Genomic DNA, 26,331 nt, shown 5'->3' with positions numbered 1-26,331 from the left:
TTCCGCCCGGTTGCAGGCGTTATGCCGAGACCAGCGCCAGGACGAACGGGACGGCGGCGATCCCCAGCAGTGTCTGCGCCGCGGTGATACCGGCCATCAGCGGTGCGTCGCCGCCGAGTTGCCTCGCCATGATGTACGAGGACGATGCCGTGGGCAGAGCCTGGAAGAGCACGGCGATGATCAGCGCCTGGGAGCCCAGGCCGACCATCTGAGCCGCCAGGAGGGTCGCGGCTGGCATGAGGGCGAACTTGACGGACGACGACGTGAGGATCGGCGCCGCCCACGACCGTGCTGCACCGAAGCGCAGCGCGGCGCCGATGCACAGCAGCCCCAGCGGCATCGAGGCGGCTCCGAGTGCCTGGAGCGCGGGCTCGATGCCCGGCGGCAGGCGCAGATCGAGAGCCTGGAGGAGGATGCCTCCCGCGCAGGCGAGGATGAGCGGGTTGGTCACGAGCTGTTTGACGATGCCCGCAAGGCGCAGGCGTGCGCTCCCGAACCGCGCGAAGACCAGCACGCACAAGATGTTGACCGTGGGCACGATCGCCGCGTTGCATACCGCGGCGGTGGCGATGCCCTGGGTGCCGTACAGGCCGGCGGCGATGGTCACGCCGATGTAGTTGTTGAACCTGACGCTGCCCTGGAAGACGGAAGTGAAGCCGTCGTCTTTCAGTCGCATCATGGGCCTGAAGGCGATGACCAGGACGGCGACTGTCACCGTGGAGGCGACCAGAGTGCCTGCCAGGGCCGCTACCGGCAGATCGTCGGTGTCGGCCGTCGCCAGACTGTGCAGGAACAGAGCCGGGAGCAGCACGTGATAGCTCAGGCGCTCGGCTTCGGACCAGAACCGCTCGGTGGTGATCACCGATCGCTTGAGCGCGTAGCCCAGCGCGATCAGCAGGACGACCGGGATCAGCGCGTTGGCGGTCAGTGCGATCACGCCTGGATCCCGTTCAGCGTGGCGACGATGATGCGGCAGCCCTCTTCCAGGGTGGCGATGTCGGTGGCGAAGGAGAGCCGCAGGTGGCCCGGCGCACCGAAGGCGCTGCCCGGGACGGTCGCGCATCCCGCTTCGAGGAGGGAGTTCGCTGCCGTGAGGTCGTCGTCATTCGCAAGGCGCGGAAAGAGGTAGAACGCGCCGTCGGGTTCCAGCGTGTCCAGGTGCCGGCTCTGCCGCAGAATCGCCAGAGCCGCATCGCGCCGTTGGCGGTACGTTTCACACCGCTGCGCCAGCAGTTCCTGCGGCCCCTCCAGGGCGGCGACCGCGGCGATCTGGCTGATGGTCGCCGTCTGGGTGCAGTTCTGTGTCTGTACGGCGGAGATACGGCGGACAAGTTCGGCCGGGCCGAACCCCCAGCCGACCCGCCAGCCGGTCATCGCGTACGCCTTGGAGACACCGTCGACGAGCAGGATCCGCTCGCGCAGATCAGGCGCGAGCTGCGCGATGCTGATGTACTCGCCCTCGCCGTAGCGGATGTGGGCGTAGATCTCGTCCGAGAGGATCATCGCCGAGGGGTACCGTCGCAGGACCTCGGCGAGACCGGTCAGGGCGTCATGGCTGTAGGTGGCGCCCGAGGGGTTTCCGGGAGCGTTGAGCACGACCCAGCGTGTGCGTTCGGTCATGGCCGCTTCCAGGGCGTCGGGAGCGAGTCTGAACCCTGATTCGGCCGAGCAGGCAACGATCACGGGCACGGCGCCGCACAGGCGAACCATGTCCGGGTAACTAGCCCAGTAGGGCGCCGGGATGATCACTTCGTCGCCGGGGCCCAGGGTGGCGAGGAGCGCATTGAAGATGACCTGTTTGGCACCGCATCCCACGGCCACCTCGGCATCCGTGTAACTCAAGGCGCGGTCTCGTTCCAGCGCGTGCCGTGCGGCCTGGCGCAGTTCCGGTATCCCGTTGGCGGGGGCGTAGCCCAACGGGTGGGAAGCGGCTTCCTGAGCGGCGAGAACCGCGTGCGCGGGCGGGGCGGAGTCGGGCTCGCCGAGCGTGAGGTCGATGATGCGACGGCCTTCCGCGCGATACTCGGCAGCGCGGCGGGCCATCTCCAGGATGGGCGAGCCGGAAGGTGTCACCGGGCAGCCAGTCACCAGCCAGCCCTCCGCGAGACAAACGGAGCATCCGGAGAACCGGTGCCCGCTCCGTCCAGCCGGTAGGGGTCGGACCAGTCAGCGCGCTGGGCACTGGGTATCGAAGAGTGCATGTCGACAGGTTGATGTAACGCTGCGAGGCATGACAACCATTACAGGGTTCCCATGAAAGGACTCAGCAGGCCGAACTCCCTGGCGCCCCGAAAGCAAGGGCCATAGCCATCATGAATAAGCTGTCGTTCAACCCTTGATCCCGAACAGCGCGTCGTACTTGGCCCCTCCCCTGGGAGGGCACGGCGCCCTCGTCGTTGGCGACGCGTCGCGACAGCAGCCGAGGACCGCTCTCGTCGATTGCGACGCAGTGGTGGCGGGTTCTTGCCTGCGTCGATGCCGGCCCAGGCAGCGGCCATCGTGCCTCTGTGTAGTGGGGTCGCGCCTCGCGGGAGGTCAGCTCCCGGCACCGGCTGTGGGGCACGGGAGGTCGTGGGCGAGGTAGAGGGTGCGGTCCGGGGTGAGGACGAGGGTGGCGTCGGTGAGGCCGTTCCACTGGTGGCCGGGGCCGTTGTAGCGGAGGCTGACATGGGACCATTCGAGGTTTCCGGCGATCATCGCTTCCAAGGCATCCAGGTAGGCCAGGAGGTCTCGTGACCTGAGTCAGAGATTCGGTGGCAGTAGGCGGCGACCTTGTCGAGGATCTCGTCGGCCGTCTTCGTCCAGATGAAGGGCCGTGGTTGGTCGTTCCAGTCGGCGAGCCAGGTCCGGACGTCACGTTCGAGGGCCTGGACGGAGCGGTGGACTCCGCGCTTGAGCTTCTTCTGCGTGAGCTCGGCGAACCACCGCTCCACCAAGTTCAGCCACGACGCACTCGTGGGCGTGAACTGCAGGTGGAACCGCGGGTGAGCCAACAGCCACTTCTTCACGGCCGGCGTCTTGTGGGTCGCGTAGTTGTCGAGGATCAGATGGACCTGGAGATCCGCCGGTACTTCTTTGCCGACCTTGGCGAGGAACTTCTTGAACTCGGCGGCCCGGTGGCGGCGGTGCAGCGATCCGATGACCTTGCCGGTCGCGACTTCGAGGGCTGCGAAGAGGGTGGTGGTGCCGGCGCGGATGTAGTCGTGGCTGCGTCGTTCGGGAACGCCGGGCATCATCGGCAGAACCGGCTGGGACCAGTCCCGGGCCTGGATCTGCGACTTCTCGTCCACGCAGAGGACCAGAGCCTTCTCCGGCGGGTCGAGGTAGAGGCCGACGACGTCGCGGACCTTGTCGATGAACAGCGGATCCGTCGACAGCAGAGACGTCTGCGACCGGTGCGGGGCCAGGGCGAACGCGCGCCAGATCCGTGAAACCGTCGACTGCGGCATACCCGTGGCCGTGGCCATCGACCGGGTGGACCAGCGCGTCGCGTTCTTCGGCCTCTCTTCCAACGTCTTGACGATGACCCGCTCGACATCTTCGTCGGTGATCTTCCGTGGGACACCCGGCCGCGGGTCATCGCCCAGCCCGTCCAGGCCGTGTTCGAGGAAGCGCCGCCGCCAGGTGCGGACCGTGTCCGGTGCGATCCGCAGCCGACGCGACACTTCCATCACCGAGTGCCCGTCCGCGCATTCCAGCACAATCCGCGACCGCTGAGCCAAGGCCTGAGCCGTCGTCCGACGTCGCACCCAGCCCTCCAGCGCAGCCCGCTGGGCATCGGTCACCGACAACGGCGGAATCTTCGGACCCGGACGACTCATACCGAACTAACGTCAAACCTCCGACTCAGGTCACTAGGGTCCGCTGGCAGGTGGATGTAGATCTCCCACGGCGGGACACCCTTGAGTCTGGCCCGCTCCGAGCGTGGGAACATCCGGTTTCCCGCTCGCTCCAGAGCCCGCAGCACTGCCAATTCCGGTGCGGCTGTCACTTCCGGTGCTGTCGCCATCGCAGTCCGGTCCATTCGTTCGAGTACGCCTCAGCAGCGCTCACCCCAGAGCACCGCCGACCTGGTTGATCCCGGCCTGACGCTAGGCGCTGGGCCGGGGCGGACCGGCGGGTTGCACCGAATTTTGACTCGATTGAGTGGGGGCAGGGCATGGCGACCCTTGCCTTCGCCGTACTCGCCCCAGTCGAGCCCCGTCGGTGGCGGGAAGATCTGCCCAGTGAGTGGCGCCACGCGGGAGGGCTCGGGTGCCGTATGCGGTCGCCAGCTGGGCGACGATTTGACCGCCGCGGCCGTGTTCCTCTGGGTCACAGGCAGGGCTCCGGGCACCGTTTGCGGGGGCGGGGCCGCCGTGGTCGACCTCTATGCGCAGGGTGTCGGTGCGCTGTGCAAGGCGGAGGACTACGGGGGGGCAGGGCATGTTCGACTGCGTTGGTGACGAGTTCGGAGACGACGAGGAGAGCCTGGTCGGTCGCGTCGTTGTCCGTGTCCCATGCGTCGAGTACGGCTTGGGTGATGCGGCGGGCGGTGCCGACGGACTCGGGTCGGTGCGGAAGACCCCACTCGCAGGGCGGCTCGCCGATGCCGGGCGCCGTGGGGGCGGGCGCCGCGGCGTAGGGCGCTGGGACGGTGTGCACTCGGGCGGTGGCGTTCATGGGGGCTCCTCGGCAGAGGTGTGATGCGGCGGCGTGCCAGGGGGCGCGCTGCCGGTCACTGCGGCCGGACACGACTTCCCGCGTGCGGGAGCGGGTTGACCGGGGCCTGCTCCGAGAGGGGTCCCGAGCCGGTTGATGTCGTTCTCGGACGCGGTGGAGGGGTTACGGCCCGGGTGCAGGCGAGGGATCTGTTGCCTATGCCGAGCGGCGCGCCAGCTCCACGCGCAGTGTGTCGTTCTCGGATCTCAGGCGTTCGAGTTCTTCTCTCATCGGGGTCAGGGCCTCCTGGAGCTCGGCTGCGGTGTAGCGGGGGGTGATGTGCTGTGGGCAGTTCCAGTCGTGGGCGTGGACGTGCAGCCGTGCGAGCCGCTGGATCTGGGCGGGCGGGGTTGAGGCCATGGTCCGGGCCCGGAGTTCGGGGTGCTGCTCCGGGTCGAGGAGTTGGAGACTGCCGAAGATTTTCAGGCGTCGCTGGCGGGCGTAGTCCATGAGGAACACGGAGGCCCGCTGGTCGGTGGCGAGGTTGCCGTGGCTGATGTACTGCCGGTTTCCTCGCAGTTCGGCCCAGGCGAGTGTGGTTTCGTCGATGACGTGCACGAATCCCGGGGGGCCGCCCCGGTACTGCACGTAGGGCCATCCGCTGCTGCTGGTGGTGGCGAGGTAGAAGCCGTCGCGTTCGGTGATGAAGCGTGCTTCGGCGGGTCCCAGGATGTCGTTGTCGAAGTCGGCTTCCTCGAAGCGCTGCATGGCGCGTCTGCTGCCGTTCGCCTGCTGTGCTTCTTTGACCTCGTCGGTGAAGGCGATGCGTGCGTAGTGCTGAGGCATGCGCTCTCCTCGGTGATTGCAGCATGGTGGGTGGAGGTGTCGCCGTGCCGCGCGTCGTGGGTGGCGGCGGTGGGGGCTGGGCAGGCCGGCGGGTGCCGGCCTGCCCAGCGCGTCGGTCTGTCAGTTCAGGACGCGTCCGAGGAAACCGCGGATGTAGCCGGCGATGGTGTCGAGCTGGTCTTCGAGGGCGAAGTGGCCGGCGTTCAGGAGGTGGATCTCGGCGTCGGGCAGATCGCGGCGGTAGGCCTCGGCTCCGTCGGGTCCGAAGATTTCGTCGTTGCGGCCCCAGACGGCCAGCAGGGGTACCTGGGTGGTGCGGAAGTACTCCTGGAAGGCGGGGTAGGCGTCGAGGTTGTTCTTGTAGTCGCGGAAGAGTGCGAGCTGGATCTCTGCGTTGCCGGGCCGGTCGAGAAGTGCCTGGTCGTGGGTCCAGGTGTCGGGGCTGATCAGGGCGGTGTCCTTGACGCCGTGGGTGTACTGCCAGTGGGTGGCGTCGGCGGTCAGCAGGGCGCGCACGGCGGGCTCGGTGTCGGGGCCCGGCTCTATGGCGTAGGCGAACAGGGGCTCCCAGAAGGGGGTGAAGCCTTCGGTGTAGGCGTTGCCGGACTGGGTGATGATCGCGGTCACCCGGTCGGGGTGGGCCTGGGCGATCTTGAGGCCGATGGGTGCGCCGTAGTCCTGGATGTACAGGGCGAAGGTCTGCAGCCCGAGGTGGTCCAGGAGTGCGAGGGTGACGGCGGTGAGGTTGTCGAAGGTGTAGTCGTAGGCGTCGGCCGAAGGGGCGGAGCTGCGTCCGAAGCCGATGTGGTCGGGTGCGATGACGTGGTAGCGGTCGGCGAGGGCGGGGATCAGCTCGCGGAACATGTGTGAGCTGGTCGGGAAGCCGTGGAGCAGGACCAGGGTGGGGGCGTCGGCGGGTCCGGCCTCGCGGTAGAAGACCCTCTGGCCGTCGATCTCGGCGAAGTTGTGGCGGGTGGTCATGACATGCCTTTCGTGGTCAGGCTGGTGGGGAGGTCCGGCACAGGGGTGCCGGAAGTCTGGGTGGGGGCCGGCCGTGCCACGGCGCCGTCGTGGGAGTCGGCCGTGCGGTTGCGCAGCAGCAGCACCAGGGCGAGAAGGGGGGCTGCGGCGATGCCGGCGAGCAGCGGGGTGTAGCTGCCGGTCCAGGCGTGCACGGCGCCGCCCGCGGCGACACCGAGGGCTGCGGCGCTCTGGTGGACGAGCCACGCGCGGGCCATCGACCGGCCCAGCTGGGTTGCGGGGGTTTTTGCGGTGAGTGCCGCCACCGTGAGGGGGATGGTCGCGAAGCTGGAGAGCCCGAAGAGGAGGGTTCCGGCGAGGACCACGGCCGGGCTGGGCGCAAAAGCCAGCAGGAAGAGCGCGAGCGTTCGCAGTGCGTGCAGTGCGTAGAGCAGGCTGCGGGGTGCTGCACGGCGCACCAGGACGCCGGTGGCGATCATGCTGGTGAGGCTGGCGGCGGCGGCGAGGGCCGGCAGGTTTCCGCCGGCGGCCGGTGTTGCGCCGTGGTCGATCGCGTACTGGGGCAGGGCCAGCATGACCATGTACAGCGACAGGGCATGCAGGCCGAACGTGATGGTCAGCGTCAGGGAGCCCGACCGTGTCGCCTCGCCGGCCGCCTTCGCGGGCGCAGCAGGAGCGGACACGGCTGGAGCGGACACGGCAGGAGGTTCTGTGGGTATGGCCAGCAGCAGCGGGACGACCAGCACGGCGGCGCCCGTTCCCATGACGGTGTAGGCCATCGGGACGCCCTCGGCGCCGGCGAGGAAGGCCGCCGCCGGTACGACGAGGAGCTGTCCGAGGTTGATGCCGGCGGTGATGACCGTCAGGGCTGTCGCCTTCCGGCGGGGGAACCAGCGGCTCACCAGCGCGGAGACGGGCGGCGTGCTGGAGGCGGCGAAACCCGCGGCGCCGAGAACGCCGTAGGCCAGCACGAACTGCCACAGCTGCGAGGTCAGCGACAGCAGCAGCTGGGCCGCGACCAGCAGGGCCATGCCGGTGAGCAGGACCCTGCGAGCGCCCCACGCGTCCACCGCCCGGCCCACGAGCGGCTGCAGAAGCCCGGTGAGCGCCGTGTTCAGGCCCGCGACAGCGCCCAGCGTCGCCACGTTCCATCCGTGCTCGGCCGCGAGGAAGGGGAACAGGGCGCCGGCCGCGAAGTTCACGCCGAAGGCTGCGGTCATACAGGCAAGCCCCGCCAGGAGCGCAACATGTCGACGCTTCAACACCGCAGTAACCCCTTAGAACGCTTTTACCGGTTAGCTCGACTTGAGGAAAGCACGCCTCTGCTAACCTGTCAAATGGTGTTGAGCGGTTAATCGGGAGGTTGGTGTTGTCGTGACTGAGCAGAGCGAGACCGGACTGCAGGCGCGGCTGGAGGCGCGGGGATGGCCCGGGCGCCCCCTCACGGACGAGCCGCTGGCCGCCGACCTCATCAATACGCAGTGGCTGGCAGGGACGGACGCATACGACCTGCTGGAGGAGGACGCGCTCACCCTGGCCTGGCTGGACAAGCACGGCCTGAACACGGAAGCCGCCGCAGCCGACGTCCGCACCCACCTGCGCGAGACCCGGACCGCCCTCGCCGCCACGGTGGCGGATCCCACGGACACCACCGCCCTGAACCGCATCCTCGACCACGGACGCATCAAGCTGTCCCTCAACGCCGAAAGCGCGGTCGAAACACCCGAGGTAGCAGACCCGGCACACCACGCCGCCTGGATGTGCGCACGCGACCTGCTACGCGCCATGACCCAAACACCCGGGCGCCTACGCAAATGCGCCAACCCGCCCTGCCCACTCCACTTCCTCGACACATCACGCAAGGGAGAAAGACGCTGGTGCTCGATGGCGGTATGCGGCAACCGCGCCAAAGCCCAGCGCCACCGCACACGCCACGACCGAGCAACCTGAACGGACAGTGCCCTAGCGGAGGCGCAGAGACGATCGAGCCCGGTGACACCGACCCGGCGGCCGGCGAAACCCGGACGGGCGGGCTGAAGTCACGACGGGCCGGTCCACGCGCGCGGGTAACCATGGCCCGGCAGCAGACACTCCCGGTCGGAGAGTCCGGCGACGCCATGGAGGACGATCCGCTCGAACTCCCACAACACCCCCGACAGCCCGGCCCCGTCGCCGGCAGCATCGCCGATCGCCGTCAGCAACCGCACGCCCCGCGCCCTGTGAATGGGCGAGCCTGTGGCAGTGGTTGGGTCTCAACCGACTGGCGGTTGGCTGCCGCTGCTCGCGTGACCTTCGAGGGTGATCATGACCGCCATGTGGTGACCAGGCTGCTGTCGTGAGACACCTGCAGGGCGGATCCCCGGCTGTCAGCCGACGCCGGCTTCGCCGAGAACCTCGCCGCCGCCCGCGCGTACGAACTGGACGGCACGCTCGCCGCGCCGCGACACGCCTACGCGCTCGAACGGCCGGCCGGACAGTGGCTCACCAACATCTGCCGGCCCGTCGGGCTCGGCAAGGACCCCGACCGCGCCCGCCGGTGGGCGCAAGAACTCGCAGCCTTCGATCCGGACTGGAACCCGCGCAAACTGGGGTGGACGGTCGACTGGCAGCGGCACCACGCCTACCTCGCCCAGCTCCTCGCGGGCGGCGCCAGACTCGACGATGTCGTGCCCGGGGTCACCCTGGACGGCGAGGACGTCGGCCGCCGGCTCAACACCCAACGACGGGAGTCGCACCGGCTCAACGACGAGCAGCGGATCCGGCTCGGCGGGCTGGGTGTGAAGAAGGCAGTACGGGAGCCTCCGGCCCTCGCGAAGAAGGTCGTGACGTCCGGGTCGGGCGCGGGCGGCGGGGCCTCCAGAAGGACCTCGATGCGCTCGCGCAATACGTCGCGCGGGGAGGCCGGCTGCCCGGGCGCGGCGTCGCCCAGGTCCTGCCCGACGGGACCGAGCACTGCATCGGGGTCTGGATCGGAAACATCAAGGCCCGCCGCGACAAGCTCAACCAGGCGCAGCTCGCAGCACTCGCCCAGCTGGGGGTCGATTGGGCCTGGGCAGTGTCCAGCTGCCTGCGCTGCCGCCGTATGTTTGCCCGCCGTCACCAGGCCCTGCCCTCAACGATGGGAGGGCAGGGCTTCCGGCCAGGAGGTCAGCGGCGGTACATCACGTACAGCTTGCCGTCGTGAGAGACCGCGGACGCCTCGTCTATTGTCGTGATGGGATTCTGTCCGCCGACCTGGTGGGTGTCGCTCCAGGCGTAGTCCGGGCTGCGGCGCGTGGCAGCGCGCAGGCTGCCGTCCATGGCCGCGCAGGAAGATCCACAACGTGCTCTCGTGAGAGGCCAGTGCCGGGGCGTGTGTGACGGACCAGCGCGTGACGGTGCCGCGGTCCTGCCAGCCGTATCCGTCCCCGGTGCTGGTGTAGACGTGGTCGCCGCGGCCGCGGGCGACCCGCCACAGGTGGTCGCCGTGGCGCGTCATGGCGACGCCGTCGTCCACCACCCAGCTGTTGAGGTTGCTGCGCTGCGGAACACTCCAGGCGCCGTTTTCATACCAGTTGTGCCAGAGTGAGCCGTCGAAGCCGATGTGGGTCATCCAGACGCGGTACGTGGTGGAGGTCAGGGCGGGACTCTTGGTGGACTGGTTGCCGGCGAGGTGGGTGATGTCGCTCCAGCCTGTGGCTTCGGTGAACGTGCGCCAGTACAGCCGGGCGCCCGCGCCGGAGACGGCGTAGAACAGCTTGCCGTCCTTCACCGTCACCGCCGGGGCGAAGACGCTGGCGTCACCACCGACCCGGGCGGGGGTCTTCCAGGTGTCGCCGTCCAGGCGGGTCCACATCACCGCCTTGTCGTCGGGGCGGACGTACAGGGCGTAGAGCTTGTTGTTGTACGAGGCCAGAGCCGGGGGTGTGATGCTCTGCCAGGGGAGCTCCGCCGGCGTGCCCCAGGTGTTCCCGGTGCGCACCGCGTATTCCAGGGTGCCTACGGGCATGGGGATGTCTCCGGTGACCTTCACCCTCAGCTCGTGGTGGCCGTCACCGTTGAAGTGCCATCGCGTGGTGCGACCAGGTTGATCAGGGTGATGCCGAGGGAGGTGATGTCCATCAGGAACCCGATGACCGTGGGCATGGCATCGCTGAGAGCCGCCCACAAGGCGGTGAACAGGGGATCGTTATTCAGCCGGTTCAGGGCTTCACCGACGCTGTCGTTGCTGCCGTCGCCGGTGTCCCACTACCAGCACGCGACGTTCAGGGCCACCGCCCGGTCCGCCGGGCCCGCGAAGGCCACCCGGTCGTTCCACGAGGTCCCGAACGCCGGCGTCCTGCCCGCCTGTGCGCTCTCCCCGCCGAACTCCTTCGACATGAACGGCTGAGCCCGCCACCTGAGATCGCTCTGGCCGCCGGACAGCCAGCGGATCTCATCCCTGGTAGTGGGCCACCCGTCACCCACCACCCGGTGGACATAGAAGTTCTCGTACTCCAGCCGGAAGCTGTAGTCCGTCCCGCGCGCACTCTCCAGTTCCTGCGCAGGCTCCGGGCCCGCATTCCCTTCCCCGGGAGCGGTCAGCCAGGCGGGCACGGTGACGCCGAAGCCCCACTCGCGCATGCCCTCGATGAACTCCGGGCTGTCGAAGTCCCCCGCGGCGGCCAGGTCCTCGTGGCTGACGGCCGACCAGTTGGGCTGCGCCATCCACAGCTTGGTCACCTCCGGCAGGTCCTCGGCCAGGTCCGCCATGCTGTAGCCCTGCGAGACCGGACGGCTCGTGATGACCTCGGGCACCCCCCGTCAGCACCGTGCGGGCGGTCACCGACTCACGGTAGACGCGACCCCACTCCAGGACCTCGTCCTCCGCCAGCACCCCCTCCAGCACGCCCAGCAGCCTGGCCTCCAGATCGGTCAGCTGCTCACCCTGGCGCAGCCGGTCCGCGGCATGCAGCAGCGCCCCGAACGTCACGTTCGCCTGCGGCACCCGAGCCGCGTTCCGCGAAGCCCGCGAGTCGCCCCGCGTCCCCGACAGCAGCCCCCGCAACCGCTCCAACCGCTGCTCGGCAGTCGTCTCCCCACCACCCATGGCGTTCCTCCCCAACGCGAAAGCACCAAGGCCAGCCTTGACGCAGGCCCAAGTGGAACGCTACGCATGGTGATCACGACACCGGGGCGAGTGTCTACAAATAGGCCATAAAGGGCCGGAAAGGTGTCCAGCCAGTACAACCACTTATGCAAGGCACTCAGACATACGGCGACCCCATTCGGTTCACCAGCCAAAAGGCCCGCCCCAGGGGAGCCCTGACGCGCGGCCGGACGCCCACTCAGGGGCAAGGACGGCGCTGCCGTGGGGCACTGGGCCCTGGGCACTTGTGACTGAGCGCTCGACTTGGTCCCGTTTCGCCAACTGAAGCGCGAATTCCTCACGTGCTCCCGGAGCCCTTCACTTGCGCAGCGTCGCGACCGCAGTCCGCCCCACTCAGCTCTCAGGCACTCGCCGACCCAGGACTCGACTGGGCGCGGTGAGCGTCCCGCCCCAGGGCTGGTGCCGGCGGTTGGGCCCCTGGCCGGCGGGCCTACTTGGTCAGGCTGATGGGCTTGCAGTCAGGGGTGGCGCAGACGAGATCGTTCTGGTCGTCGGGAAGCATCCGGTTCGCGATCCGCTTCGGGGCAGGGCGTGCCTCGTACTCGGCCAGAACGCTCCCGGACCCGTCCACGACGGTGATCAGGGAGGGGACGATCGTGCCGCCGGTGAGGACGAGCGTGGGCACCAATCCCCTGTACCGGATACTGAACAAGCCCACCTCCTCCGCCTTCACGTCGGCCGGAGCGACCACGGTCAGGCCGCTGTCGGCCTCCGGGCGAACCTCGGCCACCGGGTGGATCTCGGTCACCGGGATCGAGCCCAGAGCAGGCGCCGCGGGGCCGTCCCCGGATCCCGGGATCGCGCCGAGGTCGGTCACTTCGTCGGGCATGGTCTCTCCTCACAGGACGGCACGCTGCCTTCCCGGTCAGAGCCTTCCACCGAAGATCACCACCGGGCCGGAACTCCCGCGCGAACGGCCGGAACCCGACGATGGCGCAAAACACCCTGCCCGCGCACCGCCGGGGCTGACCTGCACGAACCGCCCGCGCGAGCGCGACGCCGGGCGCGACCAGCCACGTCCGGGCGGGGCGCGGAAGCCTTCAAGAAGGGCGTTCAAGCCCGCGCGCAGTACCAGGAACGTGAAGGCAGCGCCCTGCCCGCCCGAGCACATGTCGAACTTCTGCCGGATTAGTCAGAGCATCGGACCGGGGGGGATCGCCAACCAGAAGCAGCGCCGCGACAGGCTCGACGCGGGCCAGCTCGCCGCCCTGGCCGCCCCCGGTGTGGGGTGGGCGCAGCCGAGCTAGATGTACGTCAGGACCTCCAGCAAGTCCAAGCGTCGGGAAGGCGAGGTCGCAGCCATCACGCCGCAGCGGCCTCGACCCATCCCCGCTGACGCGGTGGCTGCCTCAGCCACCAGCGATGACAGTCTGGAACTCGATCTGGTCGTCGTCACCGAGCGGCATCGCCCCGTCGGGACGCAAGATCACCTCACGGTTGAGCACAACCCTGTGGGCCGCACCCAGCTGTCCGTTGCTGTCGAGCAGGAGGCGCTTCAGCTGAGGGAACTTTGCTGCCACCTCGGTCAGGGCCTCCGAGAGGGTGGTGGCCGCGATCGAGACCGTCCGCTGATTGCCGGCGGCGCGGAGGAGCACGCCGGTGAATTCAAAAATCATGGCACGGATCTGTCCATAATCGGGCTCTTCTAACCACCCCTCCCCGGGACTTCCCCCCTCCTCGCGTGGGGGCGGAACGGTCCTCACTCCTCTACGAGGTCGTGTACGACACCTACGACCAGGCGATGCCGTACCAGGCGGAAACCGCCGCCCTCCTGGCCGCCGTCCTGAACACCCTCCGCCAGACAACCGCCTGAACTCCGGGCCCTGGCCGCCCCACCGTTTGGCGGGGCGGCCAGGGTGGCCAGGGCCCGGTACGCGAAAAGGGGCCGGTGGGACACCCCAAGGGGTGACGGCATCCACCGGCCCTACCGCTCCCACCCCAACCCGCCCCCACCGGCCGCCCGATACCCGCCCCGGCCGGCTGGCGCCGTCAGCAGGTCCACGCGCACCTCGCCGGAACGCCCGTCCCGCCCCTGCCCCAGGAGCCGCACCCCGGCGACCTGCTGCCCGACGCCCAGGCCGGCGTCGTCGCCGGACTGAGCGCCTCGACCATCCGCGCCGACGCCGCCCCCGGACTCATCGACCCTGGCGTCGAACTGCACGGACGGAGGTGGTGGACGCGTGCGGCCGCCGAGGCCCGCGCCGCCCGCCCTGTCCAGTACAAGAGCCGCACCCCCGGCGCCAAAGACCGCACGCCCCGCCGCACCACGCCCGATACTCGAGTCCCCGAGACCGCCGCCGCCCCTCGCCACCGCCGAGACCGGACAGGGGCCGGCCGTCACCGCGAACTCCCTCGCCTCCCGCTACGACGTCAGCACCCGCACCGCCGAACGCCTCATCGCGAAAGCCCGCGCCAGCCAGACATCTTGAGAGCCTGCATCTGAACCCGCCCGGACGTACGCCGTCTGGCACGCACGCTGATCCGAACGGGATTCAGACACAGGCTCTGACCGGCAGAGGATCTTGCGTTCGGTAAAGTTCCGCGTGCGCCGGGCGGATGCCGCGGCGCGGGCCGAAAACGACTGTAGGGGAATCGAGTTGGACACCGTCTTTCATCCGCTGGAGGGCGACGACCCGCGGTCCGTGGCCGGATACCGCATCGCGGCCAGGCTCGGCGCCGGCGGCATGGGCAAGGTGTACCTCTCGTACACGCCGGGCGGACGGCCCGTCGCGATCAAGGTGATCCGGCCGGAGTTCGGCGAGGACACCGAGTTCCGCCGCCGCTTCCAGCAGGAGGTGCGGGCCGCCGAGCGCGTGCAGGGGCTCTACACCGCGCCGGTGATCGACTCCGACACCGAGGGCCGCCACCCCTGGCTCGCCACGGCCTACGTCCCCGGGCCCTCACTGGCCGACGCCGTGCAGCGGCACGGCGGGCTGCCCGTGCCCACCGTGCTGCTCCTGGTCGCGGGCGTCGCCGAGGCACTGCAGGTCATCCACGGGGCCGGCATCGTCCACCGCGACCTCAAGCCGTCCAACGTCCTGCTCGCGGGCGACGGGCCCCGCGTCATCGACTTCGGCATCGCGCGGGCCGCCGACGCGACCGCCCTCACCGGCAGCGGCGTCACCATCGGCACCCCGACCTTCATGGCACCCGAACAGGCCGCGGGCGGTGCGGTCACCCCGGCCACCGACATCTTCGCGCTCGGCCAGGTCGCAGCGTACGCGGCGACCGGCCTGCCCGCGTTCGGCGAGGGCACCTCGCACGGCGTGCTCTACCGCATCGTCCACGAGCAGCCCGACCTCACCCGCCTCCCGGCCCAGCTGCAGGAGTTGGTGGCCCGCTGCCTCGCCAAGGACCCGGCGGCCAGGCCCTCGGTCGACGAGGTCCTCGCGCTGTGCCGGGCCGCCAACGGCGACGCGCCGCTGCGCCGCCCCGAAGCCTGGCTGCCCGGCGCGGTCGCCGCCGACATCACGCTGCGCGCGGCGGCGCCCGCACCGCCCGAGGTGACCCGGGTTCCGGCGGCCCCGGCACCGGCGCCGCCCGGCCACACGCCGACGGTGACCGCCGCGCCCGCCGCGCCGCCCGCCGTCCAGGGCGCGTACGGACCGCCGACGCCGCCCCCGCCGGGCCCCTACGCCCAGCCGTCGATGCCACCGGGCTACCCGCCCCGGCCGTCCGCGCCGGGCCGACCGAACCGGCGGCCGGGCGTCGCCGTGGCGGTCGGGCTCGCCCTGGCGCTGCTCGCCGGCGGAGGCCTGTACCTCGTGAGCCGCAACTCCGGCACGGAAGAACAGGCCGCCGGGAAGGGGAAGAGGGTTTCGTCCACCCCGAAGGCCTCGCAGCCGCCGGCCGGCGTGGCCAAGGCGCCGGAGCCGGTCACCCGTACGGGCATCAACCTGCCGGAAAACTACACCCTGAGGTTCGGCGACGGTGAGTTGCAGCCGCAGGAATCGGGCGGCTCCGCCGGCGACCTGGAGTTCGCCGGGCACTCGCTCCCGTACCGCGTGCGCACCCAGGCGGGCAACCACCTCGTGCTGCTCGACCCGGGGCAGGCCGGATCCCTGGAGACCTGCCGCGACGAGACGCGCTTCGCCAACTACATCCCCCTGGACAAACTGTCCCCGGGCGCCCAGTTCTGCGTCCTCACCAAGGCGGGTCACATCGGCCTGATCACCTTCCGGGGACAGACGGCCAACACCGACCCCGCCTTCCACGTCACCCTCGACGCCACCGTCTGGCGCCGGGCGGTCGCGCCCTCGTCAGCCGACTGAGCTTGTCGTTTATGGTCCGGCGCCGAACGAGGGTCGGGAACTTGTTCGGAACCGAACAGACTCACCCCTGCCCGGGTCCGCCACGGATTCAGGAACCTGCGCGCGAAGACCGGCACGCCAGCCGGTGCACCAAAACCCACCCGCCCCGGCCCCGGCCGCCCCCTCGGCTCAAAGAACCGGAGACCCGCCACCCGCTACGACGTCGGACGCATCCTCGCCACAGGCGAGTCCTACACCCGACCCTCACACCACAAGACAGGCACCAAACCGCGCCGCGGCAGCGGCCCCTCCACCCCAGTTCATCGCCACGATCCCGACGATGTTGGATAGCGGCATGGTGACGGAACTCGCGCGCGACTTCCACGACACCGACGTTCAGGTGCACTGGGATCCGCCCCCGGAGCCCTGGTCATGGGGACCGCCCAAGTCACCCTCGCCACCGGGAACGAACCTCCTTCGCCGACCGCTGAAGGTTGAACGGCAAACTCAGGATCCGAAGACGCGCAGCACACGCGGGGCGTTGGGCAGGTCTTCAGGGACGGTGGCAGTGCCGGTCAGGGGCATCAGGTGCCCGTTGGAGCAGTCGCCGGGCTGCTGGTGGTCGATCGCCCAGTCCCAGCCAGCTGGCAGCGTGGCGGAACTCGTGGCGTAGAGCGGCCGGCGGCAGGAGCGACACCAGTAAAACGACCGGTCCCTCACACCGCCTCTCCCTTGCCCAGACTCGGCATGCGGGCGGCTACGGGCGGCAAGCCCCGACCGGGCAGGCTGATGCGGTCCGGACAGCGGGAACCCGGCCCGGAAAAACGGAATCCATTATTCACGTCAGCTGAAACGATCCGCCAGCCGTCACGTCACCCCTCCCAGACGAAGACCGAGCACCTGCTGGCCGAACACCCCGACGCTGCTGGACCCGCGAAGCGAACGGCGGTCTCCGGGCGTAACCGGGACCGTGTTGTTCAGGCGCGCGCCCTTGTTGCGCGCAGCGCAGTGTTCAGGCGGGTGCGCAGGTGAACGAGGGCGTCGACGTCTGCGATCTGTGTGAACCGGTTCAGCAGGCGGCCGATAAGGATGTCGTCTCCGGCTCCCACCGCCCGCACGATCGCCTCGACTGTCTCCCGCACCGCAGGAGGCAGTCCCGCAGGGTCGGATGCGTTCCCGACCATACCGGTCCGAGCCTCTGCGGACAGCAGCCTCACCTCGTCACGCACGGGAAAGGTGCCGCCGAGCTGGCACGCACGATTCCGGCCACGGGTCCGCAGTGTTCGGTCATGGCCCGATCCTGCGCTCCGCCAAGGACGGCCAAACTCAGGAATGCCGATGCCAGACCAGTCGGCCTGCAAGCTTCGACAGAAAGGCAGTCTGGTCTGCTCGGTCAGCCGCTGCCACCAGCCGCCGTCGAGGCATACCGTTCCGTGAGAAGGCCGCCGCCCTGATCACCGAGAAACAGGCGGGTGAGACGGCGGAGAAGACCGAGCCGCCAGCCAAGGGCACCGGCGCCGTCGACCTCGTGGAAGCCCTCCGCGCCAGCGCCGAAGAAGCCAAAGGCCTCAAAGCGGGCGGCGAGAAGGCCGCCGCTCCGGGCGTCAAGCGGCCCAAGAAGGCACCACCCGCGAAGGAGCGGACACACGCCGCGCCGACAGAACTGGACGGGCTGCCAAGCTGTATGAGAAGGCCACGGCGGCTGGCATCCCCGGCCGCTTCACCATGACCCGCGACGAACTCCAGCAGGCACTCACCCGGGACAGAGCGCGGTAAAAGGCCTGACCTCCGCCGGACACTGCGCCGCGACGGCCCGGACCGCACAATGCGCCGTAGACCTCCGTGCGAGCGCGTGCAGCGTTGTCCCAGGCATGGACGAGACACTGGACCTGCTGGACACCCTCCTCGACGGCGTCACCGAACCCCGCCTGAAAATCATCAGCGCAGACGAGGCACGGGCGTTGATGGTGCTCCTCCGGCTCCTCGACGACACCGCCCAGAGCGAGGACATCCTCCGGGCCGCGAGCGAGTTGCGGTTCCGGATCGGCTCACGCTTCGCCTGACGCTCCCCCGGCGCCACGCCGTGTTCGTCTACGGCGCGGGCTCGTTGCGAGGGGGCAGGTGATCGGTCCGCTTCACGGACTCGCTGTCGGATCTGCGCCGGTCGACGGCCTCGGGCCGGAATCCGGCAGCCCGCTTGGCGGAGCACGCCATGGGCGGCAAGGTACTCCCACACACAGAACGCTGTCCACGACGCATCCGCGGCGGCGCCGACGGATTCGGGGATGCTGCGGGCGGGGGTCAGGTGTGCACGCGGCTGTTGGCGCCGTCGCCTTCGGCGCTCTCCTCGTTGAACCAGTAATCGCCAGCCGCCAGATAGCGGAAAGACTGCGTCGTTGCGCCCGGCAGTGCGACCGCGACCGCCCGCTTGCCGTCCTCGCGCGGCTGAAGCGTGTGCACGCCGGGCTGCCAGTCGTTGAAGTCCCCCACCACGCTCACCGGCCCCGGCGGATCCTCCCCCGGCAGAACGAAGGTGACCTCGGTACCGTCCTTGCACGACCTGCGCTCCAACATGAAGGGCTCCATTCGACGAGAGGCACAACGGAAACCCCATCCTCAGGTGGCCAAATGCCAGCCGCGCTCCCGCGCAGCCGCAGGTGTGAGCGTGTCACCCGCCCGGCCCACCCATCCCCCAGCCCAGCGCGCAGTCCGGCCTCGTGCATGTCAGGGTGGCAGGGCGACGAGAGGTCCACACGCGCGGGACCCGGCCGGTTGAAGCCACCCCGGCCGGGTCCCGCCACGGACCCGGGCAGCGCCACAGACACCCCGGCGGCCCTGGCCGGTCCTCTACAGTGCCGCCTGTGGATGATCACGAGACGGACCTCCTGGACGCGGTGCGCACCGCTCTCATCGAAGCGGGGTTCGACCCTGGAAGCGGGGGCGGGGAGGGCGTGCATCTGGTGCGCCATGCCCGGGGCGTGATGGTGGGCTGGCTGCCCGAAGAGATCGACGAGTTGCATGCCCGCACCAGTGGTGCGCACGCGCCGGGCGAGGCGGGTACGGGGCTGGCCGGGCTGCACCACGCCACCGGTCTCGCCCTGGACTCCGCACTCCGTACCGCAGGCTTCACCACCGAAACCCTGGACGACCACATCCTCGTACTGCCCCCACCACCAGCATGAGCACCGCCGCAGCCCCGGTCACTGTGTCCTTCACCCAGTGTCGTCACAGCCCCCGGACAGGCCCACCGCACCGGTCAGGCCGGCGACCCCGGCAGCTCCCGGCCAGCACCACCGGCCTGGCGCCGCGCACCTGGACCAGAACATCGAGGAGAACCGAATCGGCGAGTGCTCGCAACCGGGTGCCGGGTCGCTGGTGTGGGTGAGGTGCACGGCGCGGCCAGCGCGGTGAAGCGGGTGGCGGTCCACGATGCAGTTCATGATCGATTGGATGAGTCTGACCCCGCTGGACGCGAGCGGCACCACGGTGGGCTGCGCCGGGAAACATCCCGGTTTCGCAGACCCGGCCTACGTGCGCCGCAGGAACCTGATCGCCGAACGGGCGGAGGGCCACCCGGTGGGCGAGCCCTCACCCGAGGTGCACTACACCGACGCCGAGCATGCCACCTGGCGCGCCGTGCACGGTGCGCTGCTGCGCGCGCAGGACCTCTGGGCCTGCCGGGAAGTTCTGGGGGCCCGGGGCGTCGCGCCGATTCCGGCCGGCGGTGTCCCGCAGCACGAGGAAGTCTCCAACCGGCTGCAGGCCCTGACGGGTTTCCGCTTCACGCTGGCAGGCGGGATCGTTGCGAACAAGCGTTTCCTGGGCGCGATGGCCAAGGGGTATTTCCATGCCGTGCAGTACGTACGGCATCCAGCGATGCCCCTGTACACGCCGGAACCGGACGTCCTGCACGACGTGTTCGGGCACGGCATCCATCTCGCCGATCCGTTCTTCGCCGACCTGTACCGCACGGTGGGCCGGGCCGCGGCCCGGGTGGAGACGGCCGACGCGCTGGATCTGATCAGCCGCGTGTACTGGTTCACCCTCGAATACGGCACCGTCCTCAAGCAGCGGCGGCCCAGAGCGTACGGGGCGGCCCTGCTGTCGTCCTACGGCGAGCTCGGGCGCTTCCCCAAGGCCGACCTGCGGCCGTTCGACCTCGCCGAGCTGGTCCGGATGCCGTACCAGGTCGCCGGCTACCAGCCCGTCCTCTTCACCGTCGAATCCCTGGCCCACCTCGCCGACCTGCTCCACGGGTTCCTCGACGACTTCGACGAGTCCACGCGCGATCGCTACCGCCTGCCCGTCCTGTCCGAACGCGGCTATATGGCGCGTCCGCCCACCCGATGAACGAGCGGCCGCAGCACCGCCCCACCCACCCCCCGCAGAGCAGGTATCGCCGCCCTCCCGCAGACGCGGGCCGGGTGGAGGTCACCGGGCAGTCCTCCGCGAAGCCGAGGAGCGCCTGGCGCTCGGCCACGTCCGCCCACCCGACCGGCAGACCGCCTCCCGGCCCCGCGCACCGTCCCCGCCACCATCGCCTTGCCGGGGGTACGCCCTTACGTCTGCTCGCAGCTCCCCCAGTGGTGGGTGGCCTTGTACGTGAGAACGGGGTTCTGGCACAGATCTTGGGGAGTCGTCGCGGAGCGTTACCCCGTTGTTCGATTGCGAGGAGACGGGTTCGCGTGAGAGCGCGTACGCCTTGTCGTCCAGCGATCAGAATTGACGCTCCCCCAGGTCCCTGTCGCCCGCTGCTGCAGCCGGTCGTGGCCGGTGATGGTGCTGGTCATGCAGACCGATGCACCGTTCTGGGACTCGCTCGTGTTCGACGGAATCGACGACGTGGATGTCGAGGCGGTCACAGCCGCGTTCGGCACGGTCGAGGTGGCGGCGAGAGGCCGCGCGGCCGGCTCTGCACGTCCGGACTGCGGCCATTTCTCGGACCGAGTCCACGACCGCTACCAGCGCAGGCTGAAGGACCTTCCGTTCGCTGAGCAGGGCTTTGTTATCCGGCTGACGGTTCGGCGTTTCATCTGCGGCTCGGTGGACTGCCCGCGGCGGACGTTCGCCGAGCCGTTCTCGCAGCTCGCTGCACCGCACGCACGGTTCACCACGCGGCTCAACCACGCCCTGGAGCGAGTGGGGCTCGCGCTGGCCGGGCGGGCCGGTGCCCGGCTGGCGGCCCAGCTGGGCTTCGGCGCGGGCCGGATGACCTTGCTACGGAGGGTCATGGCATTGCCCGATCCGCAGTTTGGTACTCCGCGCGTCCTGGGCGTGGAAGACTTCGCGATCTGCCGCGGCCAGACCTACTCCACCGTCTTGACCAGCGTCGAAGACCATCGCGTCCTCGACGTGCTCCCGACCCGCGAGGCCGCGCCTCTGGCCGCCTCGCCGATCCGCCACCCCGGCGTGGAGATCATCTGCCGGGACCGGGCGGGCGCCTACGCCGAAGGTGCCCGGCGCGGTGCCCCCGATGCTCTGCAGGTCGCCGACCGGTTCCACCTGTGGCAGGGCCTCGGCCGAGCCGTGGAAACCTGCGTTGCCGCCCACCGCGACTGCCTGCGCGCCCCTTCGCCCGGCAGCACGTTGCCGGAGGCCACCCGACTGACTTCCGGCCGACCGCAGGATGCCCCGGCACCCATCGGCCGACGGGCTGAGCGCAAGAAGGCCGCGCACGCCCTGGTCCACGAGCTCCTTGCCCAAGGTCACTCGCGCCGAGCGATTGCCCGGCACCTGGGCTGGGGCCTCAACACCGTGCTCAGATACGCGAACGCCGCACGCTGGCAGGACACCATTCGCGAGAACCGGCCCCGACCCAGCGGGCTGGACCCCTACAAGCCCCACCTGGAGCGACGCTTCACCGAGGGAGGCACCAGCGTCACCCACCTCCACAACGAACTCGTCGCCGACAACGCGCCCGTCACCTACCAGATGGTCCGCAGCCACATCGCCACCCTCCGCGGGGCTCCGGCCGGCGCGCCGCCCCGGCCTCCGCCGGTGCGGCAGGTGACCGACTGGCTCACCCGACACCCCACCGCGCTGAGCGAGGACGACCGCGCCGGCCAGAAGGGTGTCCTGGCACGCTGCCCAGAACTGGACACCGCCGCCGAACATGTCCGCGACTTCGGCGAAATACTCACCGCCCGCCTCGGCGCCAGGCTCCTTGCCTGGATCGACGCAGTCGACGCAAGCCAACTGCCCGGCCTCACCGGCTTCGCACTCCACCTGCTCCGAGACCTCGACGCCGTGACAGCCGGACTCACCCTCCACTGGAGCTCCGGCAGCATCGAAGGCGCCGTCAATCGCATCAAGAAGATCAAAAGGCAGCTCTACGGACGAGCCGGCTTCCACCTGCTGCGGAAGATGATCCTGCTGCAGTAGCCCCGCGACCCAAGGATTGAAGAAGGTCATCGGCAGCCTCCTGACCTGGGCGGACGGTGCTCGTCGAGGACGATCTCCCCTCCCTTAATCGCTCGGGCTCCGAGCAAATGCCGTGCAAGGATCTCACCCATGATGACCAAGCCCACGCTGACGGAACACCGCTCCCCATGGGTCGTGTTCACCTCCCCGGCCGACCCGTGGCTGGCGGCGGAAACGGCCGCGCTCGTGCAGCGAAACGGTCTGGTCCTGCGGATGGACGGCCGGGAAATGCGGGATCCGGCGTCCGTCTTTCGCACCTTCGCCCGGGAACTGTCGTTCCTCGGCTACTTCGGCCACAACTGGGACGCGCTCGTGGACTGCCTCCACGACTGGCACGGTCCCGGCCACGGTAACCAGGACCTCGCGATCCTGATCGAGCACGCGGACGACCTGCTGAAATCGGACTTCCTCGGACTGTTCGTATCAGTTCTCGTCCAGGCAGCCTGGAACTCCAACCTCCGCCTGGATGCCGACGGCGAGCTCGATGAATGGCGGCAACGTATTGCCCAGCACTTCGTCTTCCTCCTGGACCACACTGCACCCGCTGCCTTCACGGAGAAGGCGGCCCGCGGCATGGACGTGGCGGTGGCGCTCGCGGACGGCCGCCTGCTCGCCACCCTGACCGACGTCGACTGGCCAGGTGGAGACCCCGCCTCCGCACCCTGGACGGCCGGCCCGCTCTCCTTCGCGGACGAAGAGATCCTCAGCGGCATGACCATCAAGGCCATCAAGCTGTTCCGAGACCACCTCGGCTGCTCGATCCACGAGGCCCTGGACATCCTCCAGTCCCGCTCTGAGCACCTGCACCGCGAACACTCGGACGGTTAAATGACGGGCCGCGCCAGCCAAGCAACGGGATTCGCTGAGTAGACGCCTCGATTGGACGAGGTAGGACATCCCCGTCCTCGAACACCGCGATGACTCTCCGCGATCGCTCCCCAAGATCTGTGCCAGAACCCGAAACTCAGCGACATCACTCTTCAGTGGAATCGGGTGCTCCTGCCGCTGAGCAGCAGACGTTCCTGAAACTCGCCTACAAAGCCATTTCCCAGCAAGGTCGTTGCCGTGAGAGCGGCGGTCGCGAGGAAGGTCGCGGCCTGTCGGAGCTTCATGGTCTGTTCTCCTCAAGGGTCGGCTGTGGTCTTGCACCGCGTCCGAAGAGATGAAGGGAGGTGCAGGAATCACGAGGCCGTCAGGGGACCTCGTACCACGCCTTGCTGATGTAGCAGGAACTCACGTGGACGGAGCTCCCGTTGCCGCCCCAGGAGCCGTAGACAGTGGTCCGGTACGGGTACCTGTCCAGGTCGCAGTAGGCGGCGACCCGCATGGGCCCGTCTCCGTCGCAGAACGCGTAGGCACTCTGCCTGTCGGCCGTAACCTCCGAACAGCAGTTCCAGCTCGATGCTTGGGCCGAGGTCGACACCCCCAGCAGGGTGGTTGCCGTCAGCACGGTGGTCCCGAGGACCGCTCCCACGCGCTTGACCGTTTTCATACGTCCCTCCCTCTGCGTCCGGCCTCATGGCCGGTGCCAGCGGGCCGCTCCTTCGAGGGGCTGCGGCTTGCAGGTCCCGAGCGTAGGGAAGTACCGACGGCGGCTGTTTACACAGAACGCAGGGCTCCTCGACAATACGCGCACAGCCTCGGAACGCGGCCGGCTGACCGAACCGCATACGACTACCGCCACGGCGCAACCCTGATCCGCGTCAGGCGACTCCTCACCCCGGCACAGGCAGCCGACTACGAGAAGGGCGCCGCCGAACTCCCCTGACCGAGCACCAGAACGCAGAACGGTCCCTGCCCTGGGAGGCGGCGCGCCGTTCGCGTTGGGGCGGGGCCGCGGTGACGGCCTGGTCCACGCCGCCCCCGCCGCGTGCGCGCCGGCGAGGATCCGAGCGACGTCGATGCCCTTGGAAGGCGTACGGGCAGGGCCCGGGTCAGCCGGTGCGGAAGGTGGTAGACGCGCACCGTGCGCTGCGCCACGGCGGCGGTGCCGGCACCCTCCGGCGCCTGAAGTCCAAGGCCGTGTGGTCGTGGCCGGATGGCTCCGGCAGCTTCGCGTGGGAAGGCTCTTGAGGGCCGGGTTCGGAGCAGCGGTGAGGGAGCCACCCCGATGGGGCTACGTCCCCACCCCTCCGAGTCGATGCTTGCCAGGTTGCCGAGCTCTGCCCCGGCCCCGGCGACCCGGCGAGCGGCCTCCTGCGGGGCCGGCCCGACGGTGCGGGCAGCCGCGAGTGAGCGGAGGCGCGTCTGCCGCGCGCCGCGGGGTGGGCAGCGGCGTGGTCGGCGTGCGGATCATGCATCTACGCTTGTGCACGTCAGAGAGTCGAGACGGACGACCGGTCGTGGAACGGAGCATGTGGTGCCAGCGGGTCAAGCGGGGGAAGCGAACGACGGGGACCTGATCGGAAAGGTGCTCGGGGGACGCTACCGTGTGACCTCCGTGGTCGGCCGCGGCGGCATGGGCGTGGTCGCGCGGGCCGTCGACGAGCTGCTCGCCCGCGAGGTCGCCGTCAAGGTCCTGCGGGCCTACACCGACTCCAGTGACGCCGAACTGGCCGACCTGCGCACCCGGATGGGGCGTGAGGCGCAGGCCGCTGCCCGCATTCGGCACGGCGGCGTCGTCACCGTGCACGACGTGACGCACGAGCAGGGTCTGCCCGTCATCGTCATGGAGCTCGTCGACGGCCCCTCGCTCGACGAGGTGCTGACGCAGCGTGGAGCGCTCGACCCGTACGAGGCCGCCGCGATCGGCGCCAAGCTGATGGACGCGCTCGACGCCGCCCACCGCGCGGGCGTCCTGCACCGCGACGTGAAGCCGGGCAATGTGCTGCTGGAGCGCGACGGCCGGGTCGTGCTCACGGACTTCGGCATCGCCGCCATCGAGACCTCCGACGACGAGGCCATGGCGAAGCTGACCCGCAGCGGTCAGCTGGTCGGTTCGCTCGACTACCTGCCGCCGGAGCGCGCGCAGGGCAGGGAGCCCGGACCGGCCTCCGACATATGGTCGCTCGGGATGACCCTGTACGCGGCGGTCGAGGGGGTCTCGCCGTTCCGCCGTACCTCGGTGTGGTCCACGCTGGCCGCGATCGTCGGCGACCCGCTGCCCGAGCCTCGGCGCGCGGGGCCGCTCGCCCCGGTGCTGCGGGCACTGATGGCGAAGGAGCCGGAACACCGGCCCACCGCCGACCGGGCCCGCGCGATGCTGGAGCAGGTGGCGGCCGGCGGCGGCGCTGTCCCCACGGCCGCGCCCGCCACAGTCCCGCCGACCCCCACCGCGCAGCCCGTGTCCGCGCCCGCTCCCGGCTTCGGGCCCCCGCCCCCGGCTGGTTTCGACGCCGGCGCCGTATCGATTCCGCAGCCCTACGCCCCCACCCCGCAGCCCGGATTCCCGTCGCACGGACCCGCGCAGGGCCCCCCGTCCGGTCAGCCGTTCACTGTCGACCAGTCCGGCCCGGCGGCCGTGGACCGGGCGCGGCGTCGCAGCCGTGCCGCGGTGGCCGTTGCGGTCGCCACCGTACTCGCCGCCGGCGGCGTCACCTACGCCGTGACCTCGGGCGGCGACGGCAACCAGGCGCGGACGGTGGCTCCGACTGGGGCACCCGGCGGCTCCCCGGCCGCCGGCGGGCAGCCGGACGCGCAGAGCCCGGCACCGTCTCCCTCCGGCTCCGGACCCACGGCGAAGCCATCCGCGAGCGCCTCGAAGAAGGCCGACTCGTCATCGCCCTCCCCGAAGGGCTCCTCGCCCGCCGCGGCCGAGCCGAGCCCCGTACCGACGGACTGCGCCGGCTGGACCCACAGGGACCCGGCCCCGGGCACCTACGGCTACATCTCCGGCGACCACCACTTGCTGGCCGCGCCGTACCAACATTGCTCGCAGGGCAGCCTGGTCAAGGACGGCACCAAGCTCTGGTACCAGTGCTACATCGTCAACTCGTACGGCAATCAGTGGACGTTCGTGCGCGTGGAGGGCACGAACGCCACCGGGTGGCTGTACAACCGCGACCTCAAGGGCCAGAAGGGCTCCTCCCCCGCCTGCTAGGCCGTTTCTTGTGGATCATCCGCGAG

The 26,331-nt window shown here is 69.9% G+C and carries 28 protein-coding genes and 1 pseudogene; 11 read left to right on the top strand and 18 right to left on the bottom strand.

The genetic code is table 11. The features are described 5' to 3' along the window. Nucleotides 1-19: 19 nt before the first annotated feature. From OG509_RS38905 to OG509_RS38870, 8 genes are all read right to left on the bottom strand, one after another. A complete protein-coding gene (locus tag OG509_RS38905) occupies nt 20-937 on the bottom strand; it encodes an AEC family transporter (RefSeq protein WP_406187278.1) in 918 nt (305 codons plus the stop codon). Then, entirely contained in the window at nt 934-2,043 is a 1,110-nt protein-coding gene (locus tag OG509_RS38900; RefSeq protein WP_406187277.1) for a pyridoxal phosphate-dependent aminotransferase, read from the bottom strand. Before OG509_RS38900 ends, OG509_RS38905 begins: the two co-directional genes overlap by 4 nt. 492 nt (nt 2,044-2,535) lie before the next feature. Further along, nucleotides 2,536-2,697: a hypothetical protein gene (locus tag OG509_RS38895; RefSeq protein WP_406187276.1), complete on the bottom strand. Its 162-nt coding sequence runs from the start codon at nt 2,695-2,697 to the stop codon at nt 2,536-2,538. Continuing rightward, the gene (locus OG509_RS38890) at nt 2,694-3,821 is read right to left on the bottom strand and encodes an IS630 family transposase (RefSeq protein ID WP_406187275.1); all 1,128 of its coding nucleotides are present in this window, start codon (nt 3,819-3,821) and stop codon (nt 2,694-2,696) included. Before OG509_RS38890 ends, OG509_RS38895 begins: the two co-directional genes overlap by 4 nt. A 493-nt stretch (nt 3,822-4,314) precedes the next feature. Continuing rightward, nucleotides 4,315-4,662, bottom strand: a complete 348-nt coding sequence (locus OG509_RS38885; protein ID WP_406187274.1) for an ATP-binding protein — start codon at nt 4,660-4,662, stop codon at nt 4,315-4,317. Between the two features lie 195 nt (nt 4,663-4,857). Next, entirely contained in the window at nt 4,858-5,487 is a 630-nt protein-coding gene (locus OG509_RS38880; protein ID WP_406187273.1) for a pyridoxamine 5'-phosphate oxidase family protein, read from the bottom strand. A gap of 120 nt (nt 5,488-5,607) precedes the next feature. Continuing rightward, complete coding sequence (locus OG509_RS38875; protein WP_406187272.1) at nt 5,608-6,468, bottom strand: alpha/beta fold hydrolase; 861 nt, start codon at nt 6,466-6,468, stop codon at nt 5,608-5,610. Further along, nucleotides 6,465-7,688 carry an MFS transporter gene (locus OG509_RS38870; RefSeq protein ID WP_406187271.1) on the bottom strand — a complete coding sequence of 408 codons (1,224 nt, stop codon included), beginning with the start codon at nt 7,686-7,688 and terminating at the stop codon, nt 6,465-6,467. Before OG509_RS38870 ends, OG509_RS38875 begins: the two co-directional genes overlap by 4 nt. A gap of 154 nt (nt 7,689-7,842) precedes the next feature. Between OG509_RS38870 and OG509_RS38865 the strand changes: the two genes are divergently transcribed. After that, nucleotides 7,843-8,418, top strand: a complete 576-nt coding sequence (locus OG509_RS38865; RefSeq protein WP_406187270.1) for a CGNR zinc finger domain-containing protein — start codon at nt 7,843-7,845, stop codon at nt 8,416-8,418. Between the two features lie 89 nt (nt 8,419-8,507). Here the strand turns inward: OG509_RS38865 and OG509_RS38860 are convergent, their stop codons facing one another. The 6 genes from OG509_RS38860 to OG509_RS38835 all read right to left on the bottom strand — a co-directional run bounded on the left by OG509_RS38860 (nt 8,508) and on the right by OG509_RS38835 (nt 13,191). Beyond that, nucleotides 8,508-8,675 (bottom strand): hypothetical protein, encoded by a 168-nt coding sequence (locus OG509_RS38860; protein WP_406187269.1) that lies wholly within the window; start codon nt 8,673-8,675, stop codon nt 8,508-8,510. A gap of 159 nt (nt 8,676-8,834) precedes the next feature. Beyond that, a complete protein-coding gene (locus OG509_RS38855) occupies nt 8,835-9,188 on the bottom strand; it encodes a hypothetical protein (protein ID WP_406187268.1) in 354 nt (117 codons plus the stop codon). 392 nt (nt 9,189-9,580) lie between these two features. After that, nucleotides 9,581-10,456, bottom strand: coding sequence for a hypothetical protein (locus OG509_RS38850; RefSeq protein ID WP_406187267.1), 876 nt, complete (start codon nt 10,454-10,456; stop codon nt 9,581-9,583). A gap of 239 nt (nt 10,457-10,695) precedes the next feature. After that, the gene (locus tag OG509_RS38845; protein ID WP_406187266.1) at nt 10,696-11,244 is read right to left on the bottom strand and encodes a hypothetical protein; all 549 of its coding nucleotides are present in this window, start codon (nt 11,242-11,244) and stop codon (nt 10,696-10,698) included. A 782-nt stretch (nt 11,245-12,026) separates the two neighbouring features. After that, nucleotides 12,027-12,425 carry a hypothetical protein gene (locus OG509_RS38840; protein WP_406187265.1) on the bottom strand — a complete coding sequence of 133 codons (399 nt, stop codon included), beginning with the start codon at nt 12,423-12,425 and terminating at the stop codon, nt 12,027-12,029. A gap of 520 nt (nt 12,426-12,945) precedes the next feature. After that, entirely contained in the window at nt 12,946-13,191 is a 246-nt protein-coding gene (locus OG509_RS38835) for a MoaD/ThiS family protein (RefSeq protein ID WP_406187264.1), read from the bottom strand. 86 nt (nt 13,192-13,277) lie between these two features. Here OG509_RS38835 and OG509_RS38830 point away from each other — a divergent pair, with 86 nt between their 5' ends. The 3 genes and pseudogenes from OG509_RS38830 to OG509_RS38820 all read left to right on the top strand — a co-directional run. Further along, nucleotides 13,278-13,409, top strand: coding sequence for a hypothetical protein (locus OG509_RS38830; RefSeq protein ID WP_406187263.1), 132 nt, complete (start codon nt 13,278-13,280; stop codon nt 13,407-13,409). A 784-nt stretch (nt 13,410-14,193) separates the two neighbouring features. Further along, a complete protein-coding gene (locus OG509_RS38825) occupies nt 14,194-15,867 on the top strand; it encodes a serine/threonine-protein kinase (RefSeq protein WP_406187262.1) in 1,674 nt (557 codons plus the stop codon). A 45-nt stretch (nt 15,868-15,912) separates the two neighbouring features. Further along, nucleotides 15,913-16,197 (top strand): annotated as a pseudogene (locus OG509_RS38820) (hypothetical protein); the annotation flags it as partial. A 626-nt stretch (nt 16,198-16,823) separates the two neighbouring features. Here OG509_RS38820 and OG509_RS38815 read toward each other — a convergent pair. Continuing rightward, nucleotides 16,824-16,988 (bottom strand): hypothetical protein, encoded by a 165-nt coding sequence (locus tag OG509_RS38815; RefSeq protein ID WP_406187261.1) that lies wholly within the window; start codon nt 16,986-16,988, stop codon nt 16,824-16,826. A gap of 137 nt (nt 16,989-17,125) precedes the next feature. On the opposite strand from OG509_RS38815, the gene OG509_RS38810 reads away from it, so the two are divergent. Together OG509_RS38810 and OG509_RS38805 are read left to right on the top strand one after the other, a co-directional pair. Further along, a complete protein-coding gene (locus OG509_RS38810) occupies nt 17,126-17,575 on the top strand; it encodes a hypothetical protein (protein WP_406187260.1) in 450 nt (149 codons plus the stop codon). A gap of 142 nt (nt 17,576-17,717) precedes the next feature. Continuing rightward, nucleotides 17,718-17,909 carry a hypothetical protein gene (locus tag OG509_RS38805; RefSeq protein WP_406187259.1) on the top strand — a complete coding sequence of 64 codons (192 nt, stop codon included), beginning with the start codon at nt 17,718-17,720 and terminating at the stop codon, nt 17,907-17,909. A 238-nt stretch (nt 17,910-18,147) separates the two neighbouring features. Here OG509_RS38805 and OG509_RS38800 read toward each other — a convergent pair whose 3' ends face one another. Next, complete coding sequence (locus OG509_RS38800; protein ID WP_406187258.1) at nt 18,148-18,420, bottom strand: hypothetical protein; 273 nt, start codon at nt 18,418-18,420, stop codon at nt 18,148-18,150. 287 nt (nt 18,421-18,707) lie between these two features. On the opposite strand from OG509_RS38800, the gene OG509_RS38795 reads away from it, so the two are divergent. The 4 genes from OG509_RS38795 to OG509_RS38780 all read left to right on the top strand — a co-directional run bounded on the left by OG509_RS38795 (nt 18,708) and on the right by OG509_RS38780 (nt 23,094). Continuing rightward, nucleotides 18,708-19,028 carry a hypothetical protein gene (locus OG509_RS38795; protein WP_406187257.1) on the top strand — a complete coding sequence of 107 codons (321 nt, stop codon included), beginning with the start codon at nt 18,708-18,710 and terminating at the stop codon, nt 19,026-19,028. A gap of 256 nt (nt 19,029-19,284) precedes the next feature. Continuing rightward, nucleotides 19,285-20,196, top strand: coding sequence for a phenylalanine 4-monooxygenase (locus OG509_RS38790; RefSeq protein WP_406187256.1), 912 nt, complete (start codon nt 19,285-19,287; stop codon nt 20,194-20,196). Nucleotides 20,197-20,634: 438 nt separating this feature from the next. Continuing rightward, nucleotides 20,635-22,227 carry an ISL3 family transposase gene (locus tag OG509_RS38785; RefSeq protein WP_406187255.1) on the top strand — a complete coding sequence of 531 codons (1,593 nt, stop codon included), beginning with the start codon at nt 20,635-20,637 and terminating at the stop codon, nt 22,225-22,227. Between the two features lie 129 nt (nt 22,228-22,356). Then, a complete protein-coding gene (locus tag OG509_RS38780; RefSeq protein ID WP_406187254.1) occupies nt 22,357-23,094 on the top strand; it encodes a barstar family protein in 738 nt (245 codons plus the stop codon). A gap of 152 nt (nt 23,095-23,246) precedes the next feature. Here the strand turns inward: OG509_RS38780 and OG509_RS38775 are convergent, their stop codons facing one another. After that, entirely contained in the window at nt 23,247-23,378 is a 132-nt protein-coding gene (locus OG509_RS38775) for a hypothetical protein (RefSeq protein ID WP_406187253.1), read from the bottom strand. 80 nt (nt 23,379-23,458) lie between these two features. Then, nucleotides 23,459-23,758, bottom strand: a complete 300-nt coding sequence (locus OG509_RS38770; protein ID WP_406187252.1) for a hypothetical protein — start codon at nt 23,756-23,758, stop codon at nt 23,459-23,461. 864 nt (nt 23,759-24,622) lie between these two features. Here OG509_RS38770 and OG509_RS38765 point away from each other — a divergent pair. Further along, nucleotides 24,623-26,305 (top strand): protein kinase domain-containing protein, encoded by a 1,683-nt coding sequence (locus tag OG509_RS38765; RefSeq protein WP_406187251.1) that lies wholly within the window; start codon nt 24,623-24,625, stop codon nt 26,303-26,305. The last annotated feature ends 26 nt before the right edge of the window (nt 26,306-26,331 follow it).

This window comes from Streptomyces sp. NBC_01006 (assembly GCF_045162725.1).
GTDB lineage: Bacteria > Actinomycetota > Actinomycetes > Streptomycetales > Streptomycetaceae > Streptomyces.
The sequence above is the reverse complement of the archived record's forward strand: the minus strand, read 5'-3'. Positions and strand labels throughout refer to the sequence as shown.